Below are 13,982 nucleotides of genomic sequence, written 5' to 3'. Positions count from 1 at the left end.
CAAGCAGCAGGTCCTGCGCAGCGCCGCCAAAAAGACCGCTCCCCGCAAGGTTGCTGCAGTCGCTAGGAAGGCGCCGGCCGTCAAATCCCAGGCTGTTAAATCGTCTGGCGCTGCCCGTGCCGTGGCGATCGTGGTCGGTCAGGATACCCTGAAGACGCGTCGCACTCTCAAAGTCGGCAATAAGTCTTACGCCTATTACAGCATCAAGGCCGCCGAAAAGGCCGGCCTGGGCGACCTGTCCCGCCTGCCCTATTCGCTGAAAGTGCTGCTGGAAAACCTGCTGCGCTACGAAGATGGCCGCAGCGTCACGGTCGACGACCTGAAAGCCGTGGCCCTGTGGCTGAAGGACAAGCGCTCGGACCGCGAGATCGCCTATCGTCCGGCCCGCGTCCTGATGCAGGACTTCACCGGCGTTCCCGCCGTGGTCGATCTGGCCGCCATGCGCGATGCGATGACGGCGCTCGGTCGCGATACCAGCAAGATCAATCCGCTGTCGCCGGTCGATCTGGTGATCGACCATTCGGTGATGGTGGACTATTCGGCGGCCAAAAGCGCCTTCCAGAAGAACGTCGATCTGGAATACGAACGCAATGGCGAGCGTTACGCCTTCCTGCGCTGGGGCCAGACCGCCTTCGACAACTTCCGCGTCGTGCCGCCGGGCACCGGCATCTGCCACCAGGTCAACGTCGAATACCTGGCGCAGACCGTGTGGACCGGCATGGATGGCAAGACTGAAGTCGCCTACCCCGATACCCTTGTCGGCACCGACAGCCACACCACGATGGTGAACGGCCTGGCCGTGCTGGGCTGGGGCGTCGGCGGCATCGAGGCCGAAGCGGCCATGCTGGGCCAGCCGATCTCCATGCTGCTGCCGGAAGTCGTCGGCTTCCGCCTCTCGGGCAAGCCGAAGGAAGGCACCACGGCAACCGATCTGGTGCTGACCGTGACGCAGATGCTGCGCAAGAAGGGCGTGGTCAACAAGTTCGTCGAATTCTACGGCCCCGGCCTGGACGAACTGTCGATCGCCGACCGTTGCACCGTAGCCAACATGGCGCCGGAATACGGCGCCACCTGCGGCTTCTTCCCGGTCGATGGCGAGACCATTGCCTATCTCAAGGCCAGTGGACGCGATCCGGATCGCGTCAAGCTGGTGGAAGCCTATGCCAAGGCGCAGGGTTTCTGGCGCGGTCCAAAGGCTGTTGACCCGGTCTTCACCGACACGCTGGAACTCGATCTCTCGACCGTCGAACCCTCGCTGGCCGGTCCGACCCGTCCGGAAGGCCGCGTGCCGCTGAGCCGCGCCGGCGCCGAGTTCAAGGACGCGATGACCAATTTCTACGGCAAGAAGACCGCCGTGGACTTCCGCGCCAAGGTCGAGGGCGCCAATTTCGACCTCGGCCATGGCGACGTGGTGATCGCCGCCATCACATCGTGCACCAACACCTCGAACCCCAGCGTGCTGCTGGGTGCCGGCCTGCTGGCGCGCAACGCACTGAAGAAAGGCCTGACCACCAAGCCCTGGGTCAAGACCTCACTCGCACCGGGCAGCCAGGTGGTCACCGACTATCTGGCCCAGTCGGGCGTGCAGAAGGATCTCGATGCCCTGGGCTTCCAGGTTGTCGGCTATGGCTGCACCACCTGCATCGGCAACTCCGGCCCGCTGCCGGACAACATCTCGAAGGCGATCACCGACAACGACTTCGTCGTCGGCGCCGTGCTGTCGGGCAACCGCAACTTCGAAGGCCGCGTCCATCCGCTGACCAAGGCGAACTACCTCGCCTCGCCGATGCTGGTGGTGGCCTATGCGCTGGCCGGCAACCTGAACATGGATGTCGCCAACGAACCGATCGGCCATGACAAGAAGGGCAAGCCGGTCTACCTGAAGGACATCTGGCCCTCGAACAAGGAAATCGCCGCCACCGTGCGCAAGTACGTGACGCCGGCGATGTTCAAGAAGCGCTATGCCGATGTGTTCAAGGGCGATGTGAACTGGCGCAAGATCAAGGTCGATGGCGGCCAGACCTACAAGTGGGACAACAGCTCGACCTATGTGCAGCATCCGCCATATTTCGAGGGCATGCCAACCACGCCGTCGGCGATCACTGACGTCAAGGGCGCCCGTCTGCTGGCCATCCTGGGCGACAAGATCACCACCGACCACATCTCGCCCGCCGGCTCGATCAAGAAGGACGGCCCGGCCGGCAAATACCTGACCGACCACAAGGTGGCCTATGCCGACTTCAACTCCTATGGTGCCCGTCGCGGCAACCACGAGATCATGATGCGCGGCACCTTTGCCAATATCCGCATCAAGAATGAGATGGTGCCGGGCACCGAAGGCGGCATCACCAAGCACATGCCGGCTGGCGATGTGATGTCGATCTATGACGCGGCGATGAAGTACAAGACAGCGGCCACGCCGCTGGTGATCGTGGCCGGCAAGGAATACGGCAACGGCTCCTCGCGCGACTGGGCAGCCAAGGGCACCATCCTGCTGGGTGTGAAGGCCGTGATCGCCGAAAGCTATGAGCGCATCCATCGCTCGAACCTGGTGGGCATGGGCGTGCTGCCGCTGCAGTTCCTCAACGGCACCACACGCTTCGATCTCAAGCTCGACGGTTCGGAGAAGTTCGACATCTCCGGCATCGCCGTGGGCCTGAAGCCGCGCATGAAGCTGCCGGTGACCATCACCCGCGCCGACGGCTCGACCCAGACCATCGAGGTGCTGTGCCGCATCGATACGCTGGACGAGATCGACTACTACAAGAACGGCGGCATCCTGCATTACGTGCTGCGCAACCTCGCCAAGGCCGCGTAAGCGCAACACTGCAGAGCGCAGAAACGAAAACGGCCGGGCCCAGGATGATTTCTGGCCCGGCCGTTTTTTATTGCCCGAATGGCGAAATCTATTTCACGTCGAGCAGTTCGACATCGAAAATCAGCGTGGCGTTCGGCGGAATGACACCGCCGCCGGTGCCCTGGGCGCCATAGCCGAGCTGCGGCGGGATGATCAGGGTACGCTGGCCGCCGACCTTCATGCCGGCAACGCCTTCATCCCAGCCCTTGATGACGCGGCCGCCGCCCAGCGGAAAGCTGAAGGGCTGGCCGCGGGTACGCGAGGAGTCGAACTGGCGACCCTTTTCGCCGGCGATATAGAGCCAGCCGGTATAATGCACCGTGGCGGTCTGCCCGGCCTGGGCGGTGGCGCCATTGCCAAGCTTGGTGTCGGTATAGCGCAGGCCGGAGGCGGTGGTCTTTTCCTGGGCCAAAGCCTCGTTCTGGACCGGCAGGGCGGCGAACAGGCCGACCGCAAGGGCGGCACCGGCGAAAGCACGACGGGACAACGACATCGAAACGAACTCCATGTTACGGATGACAAGACAGGATGTAGCGGGGACGCTGCCGCCGCAATGCGGCAAGAGCATGGCACAGGCTTGCCATTTGGCCGGCGGCGGACGATCCGTCAGCGGACGTTGACCAGCTCGATTTCGAAAAACAGCGTCGCGTTCGGCGGAATGATGCGGCCGTTGCCGCGGGCGCCATAAGCCAGATAGGACGGGATCAACAGGGCCCGCTTACCGCCGACCTTCATATAGGCGACGCCTTCGTCCCAGCCCTTGATGACCTTGCCCTGGCCGAGCGCGAACTCAAAGGGCTGTCCGCGTTTGTAGGAACTGTCAAACATGCGGCCGGGTTTGTTATTTTCCCAGATCCAGCCGGCGTAATGCACGGACACGGTCTTGCCCGGCTCGGCCTTCGTGCCCGTGCCGGCAAGGATTTCCCCCACGCGCATACCAGATGGCGTTTGACGCAGGTTTACGGCTTCCTGCTTGCCGCCGAGGCCGATGGCCCCCAGTAGTGAATCCAGCACTCCCATGTTTTGAGAATATCAAGCAAATTTGCCCCTGCCCAGAGTTGTCGAAGGGCTATCCGAGGGCGACTCGGGAGGGAATCGGAGGCCTGGCCAGGTCCTGACGCAGTCGTGATCTCCGTATGCTGAGCGAGACTTAGCCCGGCTCGGCAGCAGCGACTGATGTATACTCCGTATCAAGATTAATTCCAGGCGACGGCAGAAAACGGCCCAGATCCTCGCGCAGGCTGGCCCAGTGCAGGATTTCCAGTCTCCCGTCGGCATGCTCGACCAGCGCCGTGCAGCTCTCCACCCAGTCACCGTCGTTGCAATACAGGATGCCGTCGATATCGCGGATTTCGGCATGGTGGATATGGCCGCAGACCACACCATCGACATGGCGGCGGCGCGCCTCTTCGGCGATGGCCTGCTCGTATTCGGAGATGAAGGCCACCGCGTTCTTGACCTTGTGCTTGAGATAGGCCGAGAGCGACCAGTAGGGCAGGCCCATGCGACGGCGAAGGTGGTTGAACCAGGTATTCAGGCTGAGCGCAAAGCCGTAGGCGGCATCGCCCAGCAGGGCCAGCCATTTGGCACAGGTGACGATGCCGTCGAAATGGTCGCCATGGGTGACCAGCAGGCGGCGGCCATCGGCGGTTTCGTGAATGGCCTCCATCTGCACGGTGATGCCGCCGAAGGCCAGGCCGGCGCCTTCGATGAAATCGCGCAGGGCTTCGTCGTGGTTGCCCGGCACATAGATCACGTCGGTGCCCTTGCGGGCCTTGCGCAGCAGCTTCTGCACCACATCGTTGTGGCTCTGGTTCCAGTACCAGGAGCGCTTGAGCCGCCAGCCATCGACGATGTCACCGACCAGGTACAGCCGGTCGGATTCGGTATGTTTAAGGAATTCCAGCAGCAGATCGGCCTTACAGCCACGGGTTCCGAGGTGGATGTCGGAAATCCAGATCGTGCGGTAGCGGGCCGGCATCAGGGCCATGTTCATCGGTCACCTGCTCAACGAATCGCGGGGAAGATGCAAATCGTTGGGCGGGAAGATGAATCGCCAGACTCCGCCTGTCCCGTGAATTTTCCATGACCGGCATGACAGATCGGTTACAGCCACCTTCCGGAGCCGGAATGTCCGGGCAAAGAAAAAGGGCCTGCCGTGCGGCAGGCCCTGAATCCGGTCACCCTTGCGGGTAGGATCAGACCGCTTCCTTCAGCACCTTGGAGGCGCGGAAAGCGACCTTCTTGGAAGCCTTGATCTTGATCGGCTCGCCGGTCTGCGGGTTGCGGCCCATACGGGCGGCGCGCTTGCGAACCTGGAGGATGCCGATATCGCCCATGCGGACGCGCTCGCCCTTCTTCAGCGACTTCGTGATGGCCGCGAAGAAATCGTCGAACAGTGCGATGGTCGACTTCTTCTGCAGCTCATTCTTCTCGGCCAGCATCGTGGCAATCTGCTTCGCAGTGACGGTAACCGTTTTAGCGGCGGCGGCGGCCTTAGCCATGGTCTCTCTCCTCAGAAAAGATGCATCGGATGTTGTTTTTCAACGAATCGGGGGTTGATTCCCGAATCCTGCATAGCACCGCCTCCGGGTTTTGCCCATCGGGCAATGCATAAAAATCCGCTAGACATGCGGATTTTCGACTGTCCGGGCGAATCGGAACCGCAAACCATGCGGGTTTCTTGCATCAGGGCCCGGACAGACTCTCGATTCAGGGGCGACTGGCGCGGAATTTTGCCGCCCCGACAAAGCTGAGCACGGCGAGAATCCCGCAGCCCAGCATGGTCCAGATCATCGGATACTGGCTCGGATCGTGGTCCTGGCCGTAGCCGACCAGCACGGCGGCGATGGCGCCGGTCAGCATCTGCAGAGCCCCGGACAGGCCCGCTGCCGCGCCGGCGGCGCGCGGATTCACCGAGATGGCACCGGCGATTCCGTTCGGCAACGTCAGGCCGTTCGACATCGCCACCACGGCCATCGGCAGGAAAATGCCTGGCAGGTTCAAGGGCCCCAGCCAACTGGCCAGAGCCAGGGCCGAAATGCCAACCAGCTGGGCCACCGCGCCATAGGCGATCATGCGGTCAACGCCGAGGCGCACGGCAAACCGGCCGGTCAAAAAGTTGCCCGCCAGATAGCCGATCGAGACAACGATGAACCACAGACCGTAAGCCGAGGCCGGCAGGCCCATCACCGTCACCACCACAAAGGGCGCTCCGGCAATGAAGGCAAAGAAGACGCCCGAGGTGAAAGCCGTCTGCAGCACATAACCGCAGAAAGCCGGCGAACGCAGCAGCGCGCCATAGCCGCGCAAAAGGGCCGCGGCCCCCACGCCCAGGCCGCGCTGGGCCAGGGTTTCCGGCAGGGTGAAAATCACCCAGACATAGACGGCCAGGCCGGCCAGACTGCAGAAGGCGAAACTGGCGCGCCAGCCGAACAGGGTATCGAGATACCCGCCCAGCGCCGGCGACAGCATCGGCGCCAGCGACATGGCCATGGTGACATAGCCAATCATCGCCGCCGAGCGGTCACGATCATAGAGGTCGCGGATGATGGCGCGGCCCAGCACCAGACCGGCGCAGCCGCCAAGCGCCTGCAGGACACGCCCCAGCATGAGCCAGACAATCGACGGCGCCAGCGCGCAGGCAATACTGCCGATGCAGTAAATTCCCAGCCCCCAGAGCAGCACCGGACGACGGCCCCAGCGGTCGCTGATCGGGCCGTAAACCAGCTGGGCTGCGCCCAGGCCGATCAGATAGAAGGTGAGCGTGAGCTGCACAAAGCCGTATTCGACATCGAAATCCTTCGCCAGGCCCGGCATCGACGGCATGAAGATATTGAGCGCCAGCGGCCCGAGTGCCGTCATGGCAACCAGAATGAAAACCGAAGGCAGGCGGCGGATAGGCGGGACAGACATCGACTGGACTGCAAACGAGGCGGAGGACGGCGGCTAATGCGCCAGCCCCATATACCCCCAATCACGATAACGACCAACGGTCGGACGGCCACGCAATAGTCACTTCACACCCCGGGCGGCCCGCGCCAAGCTGCAGCCCCGCCATTCAGCCCCCGTGTCAATATGATGCTTCGTCCACTGAAAACCTGGATTCGCAATACTTCACGCGCGCTGGGCTACGACATCGTGCCGCTGCGCGACGTGAAAGAGCGCGACTTCGCCATCCATCTGGGACAGCTGTTCCGCTTTCTGCAGATCGACTGCGTGTTCGATGTCGGCGCCAATGTCGGCCAGTATCGCGACTTCCTGCGGGAGAAAGTCGGCTATACCGGAACGATCGTCTCTTTCGAGCCGGTCAGCCGCAATGTGGCGACACTGCAGCAGCGCAGCGCGGAAGATCCACGCTGGGAGATCGTCGGCCATGCCCTGGGCAGCAGCCGCAGCAGCCTGCCCATCCATGTGATGAAATCCGACCAGTTCAGCTCGTTTCTGGCGCCGGACAATTCCAGCGTGCCGGAATTCAACGGCCTGAACGAAACCGCGCATGTCGAAACCGTCGCCGTTTACCCGCTCGATGAAGTCTTTCCGGTGCTGCAGCGTCGCCTGGGCTTCCGCCGTCCCTATCTGAAGCTCGACACCCAGGGCTTCGATCTCGAAGTCGTGCAGGGTGCCGCAGCCACGCTGCAAAGCGTCGTCGCCCTGCAGACCGAGGCTTCGATCATCAATATCTATGAAGGCATGCCCGGCTATATGGATACCATCCGTTTCCTGAACGATCGGGGTTTCGATATTTCCGGGCTTTACCCGATCAGCCGGGATCCCGGCATGCGGCTGATCGAATTCGACTGCGTGATGGTGAACCGCACCGTCGCCGAAACCTTCGCACCCGCTCGCCACTGATGCCGCAGCGTCAGGCCTGCCGGGACCTTTCGGCATAATCGATCAGCTCGATCAGCTCGCTGGTATCCTCGCCGGCCACGAAATCGCTTTCCGGCAGCGCCAGCAGGCGGCGGCGGGTTTCGTCATATTCGGTCTCGGTCAGGCTGAGGAAGAATTTGACCAGTTCGTCTTCGTATGGCTCGCTGAAATTCCAGCCGATCAGTCGTTCCCCCACCATGCGGCCAACCTCGAAACCGCCCGCCGTCAGGCAGGGAATGCCGAAATAACCCGCCTCGTAAAACCGGCAGGGCAGCAGCCAGCGTGAATTATGGCTGCGATGCTCCAGGTCGATCGCCCAGGCGAAATCCAGATCGCCGTAGATTGCCGCCAGATCGCGCGGATTCACATAATCGCCTTCATAAACCAGATTATCGAGCCGGGTGGTCGCCGCCGTGAAGGCCTTGGGATCGACCGTGGTCAGGATGCCGTGGAACTTGAACAGGACGAGGCCCTGCAGCCGCTCGGCCAGCCTGACAATCAGGTCGAGTGTGGCCTGCCCCCGGATCAGGCCGCAGTAACCGACCACCCAACGATAGTTGTGCCGGCGTGCCTGCGCCCGTCCGCTCTCCCGCGCCGCGCCGGCGATGGCGGGAAAATTCGCGGGCAGCTTGTTTTCCAGCAGAAACCACGATTTGCGATAATCCTGCAACGGCAGAAAGTAGTGCCGCAGGAAGCCCGGCGATGACACCACCAGAAGATCGGTGCGGCGCAGGGCAAAGCGCTCCACGCCCCGCAGCAGCCGGGCCTGCCAGGTCGAGCCGACGAAGGCCGGCTGGATATCGAGAACTTCGTAAACGATGCGTGCCGACCTGCGACCGATCAGCCGCGCCAATAGTGCCAGCAGCAGTTGATCGATATTGCGGGCATAAATGAACGCCGCCCGGCGCAGGGCGGTTCGCTTGGCGAAAACGCGAGGGATCGCGGCCAGCAGCGCTGCCAGACGGCGGCCATACCGCCGATCCTGCGTTCGTCCCAGCGGTGTATAAGGCCAGGACGGTTCGAAATCGCGATTGTAATTGTCACGTCGGAAACCGAAGACGAGAAGCTGATAGCCATGCGCCAGAAAGGTCTCGGCGCGCTTGATCGTGCTGACATCGCTGATATCGGGTGCAAAGAAAACCGCAGTTCGCTTTTGTCTGGCCGGATTATGCATGCTGTTCCACGCGATGAAACATGGCGAACATGTGGCCGCCATACCGGGCAAATGCTAAAGGCGCGCGGCTGCAGCCGGGTGTGATCAATCTGTGCCGCGACCGCTCGCCGGGACCGCGCCAAAGCGCTGAGAAAATACGTATTTACCGGACTGTTGCGACGCAAAAGCCGATCACAGGTTGATCACTGGAGATTGGCATCTCAGTCCGCTTCCATACTTCTCATCCGCCTCTTACGAATCAGGATTCACCGTGACTGCGATTGCTGCTCAGGCCCGACCCCATGCGCCGGCTTCCATGGCGCTCCCCGCTGCTCACATGCAGGCTCATGCTCATGGCATGATGCCCGGCAAGCGCTTTGAGCGCGTTGCCGTCAGCAGCATCTTCGGCGACCCGATGGATCGCCACACATGGTCCGCGGCGCCCTGCAATGTCGCGCTTTGCCTGCAGAAACTCGGCATCGCGGTGGAAGGCATTCACTCAGGCGGTACGCGCGGCGAACGCAGCCTGCTGGCCCTGCATTACATGATGACCGGTTACGGGCGACCGCATAGCAGCGAGGCGGTGCTTCGCCTGGCGTCGGCGCGACGGAAAGCCGCAGAGCGGCTGGCCGAAACCGCGCGGCGCCGCCGCATCCGTCATATCCTGCATACCGGCACACTGGATTTGCCGCCGGTCGATATCGCAGATGGGGTGAAGCATTACCTGTATTGCGACCACAGCTGGGCGCTGTCACTGCAGCATCGCACCGATCTGTCGGATTACAGCCGGCGGGCCATCGACAGTTTCGAGGACAGCGAGCGGGCAGCGCTGGAAAGCGTGGAGCATGTTTTCACCTTCGGTGCCTATGTCCGCGACCATCTGATCGGGCATTACGGTCTCGCGCCCGGGAAAGTCACCGCGGTCGGCTCCGGCATGGGGCAGATCGAACCCTATGATCAGCCGAAGGACTACACCCGCCCGCACCTGCTCTTCGTCGCCAAGCATCTGTTCGGAGCCAAGGGCGGCAACCTGCTGGTGGACGCCTTCCGCATCGCCCAGCGCGAACGGCCTGATCTGGCGCTGAACATCGTCGGCGATCCGGCGAGTGCCAGCCATGCATCGGCCCATCCCGGCATCCATTTCCACGCCCATCTGCCGTGGCGGGAACTGCAGCGCCTGTATCGTATTTCCAGCCTGCTGGTGCAACCGATGCTGAACGACCCCTGGGGCCAAGTCTATCTGGAAGCCATGCTGTCGCGCACCCCGGTGGTCGGCCTGCGCCGTAACGGCTTGCCCGAAATCACTGAGGGCGGCCAGCACGGCTTTCTGGTCGACGAAGCCGATCCCCATGCCCTGGCTGCCACCATCCTGAATGCACTGTCCGATCCGCAGCGGCTGGAGACCATGGGATGGTACGGCCAGCAGCATGTGCTGCAATCCTATTCCTGGGATGCGGTGGCCAACCGCATCGCCTTCGGCTGATTTCCCTGCACTCCCCCGACTGAACAAGACAAAAGGAACCAACCATGGCCAACAAGACAGCCTTGATTACCGGTGCCACCGGACAGGACGGCGCCTATCTTGCCGAGCTGCTGCTCGCCAAGGGCTACACCGTGCATGGCATCAAGCGACGCTCGTCGTCGATCAACACGCGCCGCGTCGACCACCTGTATCGCGACCGCCACGAGGAAGATGTGCGCTTCTTCCTGCATTACGGAGACATGACGGATTCATCCAATCTGATACGCCTGATCCAGGAAACTCAGCCCGACGAAATCTACAATCTGGCCGCCCAGAGTCATGTGCAGGTCAGCTTCGAAACGCCGGAATACACCGCCAACACCGATGCACTCGGCACCCTGCGGCTTCTGGAAGCAATCCGCATCCTGAAGATGGAGGAAAAGGTCCGTTTCTATCAGGCCTCGACTTCGGAACTGTTCGGCAAGGTGCAGGAGATTCCGCAACGCGAGACCACGCCTTTCTATCCGCGCAGCCCCTATGCTGCAGCGAAGCTCTATGCCTACTGGATCACGGTGAACTACCGCGAGGCCTATAATATGCATGCCTCGAACGGCATCCTGTTCAACCATGAAAGCCCGATCCGCGGCGAGACTTTCGTCACCCGAAAGATCGCTCGCGCCGTCGCGGCCATCGAACATGGCCTGCAGAAGCGCCTGTATCTCGGCAATATCGATGCGAAGCGCGACTGGGGCCATGCCCGCGACTATGTCGAAGGCATGTGGATGATCCTGCAACAGGAGCAGCCCGACGACTATGTGCTGGCAACCGGCGAGGTGCACAGCGTGCGCGAATTCGTCGAACTGGCTTTCCGCCGCATCGACCGCCAGATCCAGTGGGACGGCAAGGGTGTCGATGAAAAGGGCTATTGCGGCAAGACCGGCGACATCCTGGTCGCCGTCGACCCGGAATACTACCGCCCCACCGAAGTGGATTTCCTGCATGGCAGTCCGGACAAGGCGTGGCGCAAGATCGGCTGGCAGCACAAGACCAGCTTCGAGCAACTGGTGACAGAAATGGTTGATGCCGATCGTGTCGCCCTGAAGCAGAATCATGACGGCGCCGGAGTGCTGACCTATGCCTAATACCGCCCTCTACTCACTGGCCGGTAAACGGGTCTGGGTTGCCGGCCATCGCGGTCTGGTCGGATCGGCCCTGGTGCGGCGACTGCAATACGAGAATTGCACGATTCTCACGGCGCCGCGCCAGCAGCTCGACCTGCGCCAACCCGAGCAGGTCAGCCTCTGGCTGCGCGAAACGCATCCGCAGGCCGTCATCGTGGCGGCGGCCAAAGTCGGCGGCATTCATGCCAATGACAGCCGACCGGCGGAATTCCTGTACGACAACCTGATGATCGAAGCCAATATCGTCGAGGCGGCGCACCAGCATCGCGTCGAGAAGCTGGTCTTTCTCGGCTCATCCTGCATCTACCCCCGTCTCGCACCGCAGCCGCTCCGGGAATCCGCATTGCTGACCGGGCCGCTGGAGTCCACCAATGAATGGTATGCGATCGCCAAGATCGCCGGCATCAAGCTGTGCCAGGCCTATCGTCGACAATACGACTGCGACTTCATCTCCGTGATGCCGACCAATCTGTACGGACCTGGCGACAATTTCGACACCATGCAGGGCCATGTCATTCCGGCCCTGATGGCAAAGATCCACCAGGCCAAGGTGAGCGGGGCCGAAACCGTGGATGTATGGGGCAGCGGCCGCGCCCTGCGCGAATTCCTCTATGTCGACGATGCCGCCGACGGGATCGTGCATATCCTGAAACACTATTCCGCTGCCGAGCATGTCAACCTGGGCACGTCGGAGGAGATATCCATCCGCGATCTGGCCGGATTGCTGGCGCGCGTGATCGGCTATCGCGGCAAACTGACCTTCGATACCAGCAAACCTGACGGCACGCCGCGCAAGGTGGTGGATACCACGCGGCTGCACGGACTGGGCTGGCAGGCCGCTACTGCGCTGCAGCCGGGCCTGGAGCAGACCTATCGCTGGTATGTAAACCACCATCTGGCCGAGCAGCGGGCGATCGCTTGAGCACACACCGCTACGATCCGCTGGCGACCGAACATCTGCAGCAGGATCTGGTTCAGCGCAGCCTGCGCGGCGGCCTGGTTGCCTTCGGCAGCCAGGCCGTTCGATTTGTGGCGCAGTTCGGCGGCACGATCCTGCTCGCCCGTCTGCTGACACCGCATGCCTTCGGCCTGGTGGCGATGACGGCGGCTTTACTGGTGCTGCTCGACCTGATCAAGGAGCTCGGTCTTTCGGCGGCGACGATCCAGCGGCCGGTCATCAGCCAGCAGCAGGTCTCGACCCTGTTCTGGATCAATGCCGGCTTCGGCTGCCTGCTGGCCATCATTCTGCTGCTGGCGGCGCCGGCGATCGCGCTGTTTTACGGCGAACCGGACCTGGCGCCGATCACGCGATGGCTCGCGCTGGGCTTCCTGCTCAGCGGTCTGACCATCCAGCATTGGGCCCTGCTGCGCCGACAGATGCGCTTCACTGCCATTGCCATCATTGAAACCGGTGCGGAACTGGCGGCGCTCGTGCTGGCCGCCAGCCTCGCCCTGAATGGTGCCGGTTACTGGGCCCTGGTCGCCCAGCGCATCGCCGGCCCGGCGCTGACTCTGGCAGCCACATGGCTGCTTTGCCCGTGGCGGCCCGGCCCGCCCGCCCGCCATACCGGTATCGGCGATATGCTGCGTTTCGGCGGCTCGGTCACCGGTTTCAATCTTCTGTCTGCCGCTGCCCGCAGTCTCGACCAGATTCTGATCGGCTGGCTCTGGGGCCCGGTCGCGCTCGGCTTCTATGAACGCGCCGCCAAGCTGGTACTGGTGCCGGTGAACAATCTCAATGCGCCGCTTTATGCCGTCGCCATGCCGGCGCTCAGCCGCCTGGAGAGTCAGCCCGAGCGCTATCGCCGCACCTTTCTGCTGGTTTTCGAGAAATTCGCCATGATCACGATGCCGCCGGCCGCATTGGCCGCCGTCACTGCCGACTGGGTGGTCGGCCTGCTGTTCGGGGCGCAATGGCAGGCAGCCACGCCTTACGTCGCCTGCTTCGCGGTTGCCGCCATGACGCTGCCGGTCACACTGTCGGTCGGGCTGTTGTATCAGAGCCAGAACCGTCCCGCCGATCTGCTGCGCGCCGCCGTGCTGGATGCGGCGGCGGTGGCGGCGGCGATCCTGGCCGGCGTCACTTACGGTCCGCTTGGCATTGCCGTTGCCTATGCGGCGGCCGGCCTGCTGCTGCGCCTGCCAACGGCACTCTGGCTGGGCGGTCGCCGCGGGCCGGTCAGCAGTCGCGACCTGACCGCAGCGATTCTGCCGTCTCTGGCCGCTGCGGCTGTCGGCGGCGGCGGTGTCGTGTTACTCCGGTGGAGCGACATGATGGGCACGATCGCTCCCCTGCCCGGCCTAGCGCTCAGCAGCTTGGTTGCCCTGGCGCTCGCAGCGCTGGTCTTCCTTGCCATTCCGCGCAGCCGCCGGGTGCTCGGCATCCTGCGGCGCCTGCCGCAGATGCTGCGGCATAACCCGACGACATCCTCGGTCAGCGAAGCGGGGGAATAAGAT

Annotated in this window: 12 protein-coding genes; 6 read left to right on the top strand and 6 right to left on the bottom strand. The window is 62.8% G+C overall.

Annotation, left to right across the window (positions count from 1 at the left end):
* Positions 1-121: 121 nt before the first annotated feature.
* Positions 122-2,818, top strand: a complete 2,697-nt coding sequence (gene acnA / locus OJJ21_RS19945; protein WP_297689211.1) for an aconitate hydratase AcnA — start codon at positions 122-124, stop codon at positions 2,816-2,818.
* Between the two features lie 88 nt (positions 2,819-2,906).
* Here acnA and OJJ21_RS19940 read toward each other — a convergent pair whose 3' ends face one another.
* The 5 genes from OJJ21_RS19940 to OJJ21_RS19920 form a co-directional block, all read right to left on the bottom strand.
* The gene (locus OJJ21_RS19940) at positions 2,907-3,350 is read right to left on the bottom strand and encodes an FKBP-type peptidyl-prolyl cis-trans isomerase (RefSeq protein ID WP_297689144.1); all 444 of its coding nucleotides are present in this window, start codon (positions 3,348-3,350) and stop codon (positions 2,907-2,909) included.
* A gap of 113 nt (positions 3,351-3,463) precedes the next feature.
* Positions 3,464-3,877: an FKBP-type peptidyl-prolyl cis-trans isomerase gene (locus tag OJJ21_RS19935; protein WP_297689143.1), complete on the bottom strand. Its 414-nt coding sequence runs from the start codon at positions 3,875-3,877 to the stop codon at positions 3,464-3,466.
* Positions 3,878-4,007: 130 nt separating this feature from the next.
* Positions 4,008-4,853, bottom strand: coding sequence for a UDP-2,3-diacylglucosamine diphosphatase (locus OJJ21_RS19930; RefSeq protein ID WP_297689141.1), 846 nt, complete (start codon positions 4,851-4,853; stop codon positions 4,008-4,010).
* Between the two features lie 202 nt (positions 4,854-5,055).
* Positions 5,056-5,361, bottom strand: coding sequence for an HU family DNA-binding protein (locus OJJ21_RS19925; protein ID WP_297689139.1), 306 nt, complete (start codon positions 5,359-5,361; stop codon positions 5,056-5,058).
* A gap of 208 nt (positions 5,362-5,569) precedes the next feature.
* Positions 5,570-6,772 (bottom strand): multidrug effflux MFS transporter, encoded by a 1,203-nt coding sequence (locus OJJ21_RS19920; RefSeq protein WP_297689138.1) that lies wholly within the window; start codon positions 6,770-6,772, stop codon positions 5,570-5,572.
* 162 nt (positions 6,773-6,934) lie between these two features.
* Between OJJ21_RS19920 and OJJ21_RS19915 the strand changes: the two genes are divergently transcribed.
* Positions 6,935-7,711 (top strand): FkbM family methyltransferase, encoded by a 777-nt coding sequence (locus OJJ21_RS19915; RefSeq protein ID WP_297689136.1) that lies wholly within the window; start codon positions 6,935-6,937, stop codon positions 7,709-7,711.
* A gap of 10 nt (positions 7,712-7,721) precedes the next feature.
* Here the strand turns inward: OJJ21_RS19915 and OJJ21_RS19910 are convergent, their stop codons facing one another.
* The gene (locus tag OJJ21_RS19910) at positions 7,722-8,945 is read right to left on the bottom strand and encodes a hypothetical protein (protein ID WP_297689135.1); all 1,224 of its coding nucleotides are present in this window, start codon (positions 8,943-8,945) and stop codon (positions 7,722-7,724) included.
* A gap of 253 nt (positions 8,946-9,198) precedes the next feature.
* Here OJJ21_RS19910 and OJJ21_RS19905 point away from each other — a divergent pair, with 253 nt between their 5' ends.
* The 4 genes from OJJ21_RS19905 to OJJ21_RS19890 are packed head-to-tail and all read left to right on the top strand — an operon-like array spanning position 9,199 to position 13,979.
* Positions 9,199-10,365 (top strand): glycosyltransferase family 4 protein, encoded by a 1,167-nt coding sequence (locus tag OJJ21_RS19905; RefSeq protein ID WP_297689133.1) that lies wholly within the window; start codon positions 9,199-9,201, stop codon positions 10,363-10,365.
* A gap of 44 nt (positions 10,366-10,409) precedes the next feature.
* A complete protein-coding gene (gene gmd / locus OJJ21_RS19900; RefSeq protein WP_297689132.1) occupies positions 10,410-11,486 on the top strand; it encodes a GDP-mannose 4,6-dehydratase in 1,077 nt (358 codons plus the stop codon).
* Positions 11,479-12,447, top strand: coding sequence for a GDP-L-fucose synthase (locus tag OJJ21_RS19895; protein WP_297689130.1), 969 nt, complete (start codon positions 11,479-11,481; stop codon positions 12,445-12,447). The genes gmd and OJJ21_RS19895 overlap by 8 nt, the downstream gene beginning before the upstream one ends.
* Positions 12,444-13,979, top strand: a complete 1,536-nt coding sequence (locus OJJ21_RS19890; protein ID WP_297689128.1) for a lipopolysaccharide biosynthesis protein — start codon at positions 12,444-12,446, stop codon at positions 13,977-13,979. The genes OJJ21_RS19895 and OJJ21_RS19890 overlap by 4 nt, the downstream gene beginning before the upstream one ends.
* Positions 13,980-13,982 lie beyond the last annotated feature (3 nt).

Origin of the sequence: Ferrovibrio sp. (genome assembly GCF_025869515.1) — a bacterium.
Lineage (GTDB): Bacteria > Pseudomonadota > Alphaproteobacteria > Ferrovibrionales > Ferrovibrionaceae > Ferrovibrio.
This window is presented reverse-complemented; position numbering and strand designations above follow the sequence as displayed.

What these genes read in the sequence shown, in the direction of transcription:
- OJJ21_RS19915 (WP_297689136.1), top strand. Translation starts at nt 6,935, where the DNA reads ATGATGCTTCGTCCACTGAAAACCTGGATTCGCAATACTTCACGCGCG.
- OJJ21_RS19930 (WP_297689141.1), bottom strand. Translation starts at nt 4,853, where the DNA reads ATGAACATGGCCCTGATGCCGGCCCGCTACCGCACGATCTGGATTTCC.
- gmd (WP_297689132.1), top strand. Translation starts at nt 10,410, where the DNA reads ATGGCCAACAAGACAGCCTTGATTACCGGTGCCACCGGACAGGACGGC.
- OJJ21_RS19905 (WP_297689133.1), top strand. Translation starts at nt 9,199, where the DNA reads ATGGCGCTCCCCGCTGCTCACATGCAGGCTCATGCTCATGGCATGATG.
- OJJ21_RS19935 (WP_297689143.1), bottom strand. Translation starts at nt 3,877, where the DNA reads ATGGGAGTGCTGGATTCACTACTGGGGGCCATCGGCCTCGGCGGCAAG.
- OJJ21_RS19925 (WP_297689139.1), bottom strand. Translation starts at nt 5,361, where the DNA reads ATGGCTAAGGCCGCCGCCGCCGCTAAAACGGTTACCGTCACTGCGAAG.
- OJJ21_RS19940 (WP_297689144.1), bottom strand. Translation starts at nt 3,350, where the DNA reads ATGTCGTTGTCCCGTCGTGCTTTCGCCGGTGCCGCCCTTGCGGTCGGC.
- OJJ21_RS19920 (WP_297689138.1), bottom strand. Translation starts at nt 6,772, where the DNA reads ATGTCTGTCCCGCCTATCCGCCGCCTGCCTTCGGTTTTCATTCTGGTT.
- OJJ21_RS19895 (WP_297689130.1), top strand. Translation starts at nt 11,479, where the DNA reads ATGCCTAATACCGCCCTCTACTCACTGGCCGGTAAACGGGTCTGGGTT.
- OJJ21_RS19910 (WP_297689135.1), bottom strand. Translation starts at nt 8,945, where the DNA reads ATGGCGGCCACATGTTCGCCATGTTTCATCGCGTGGAACAGCATGCAT.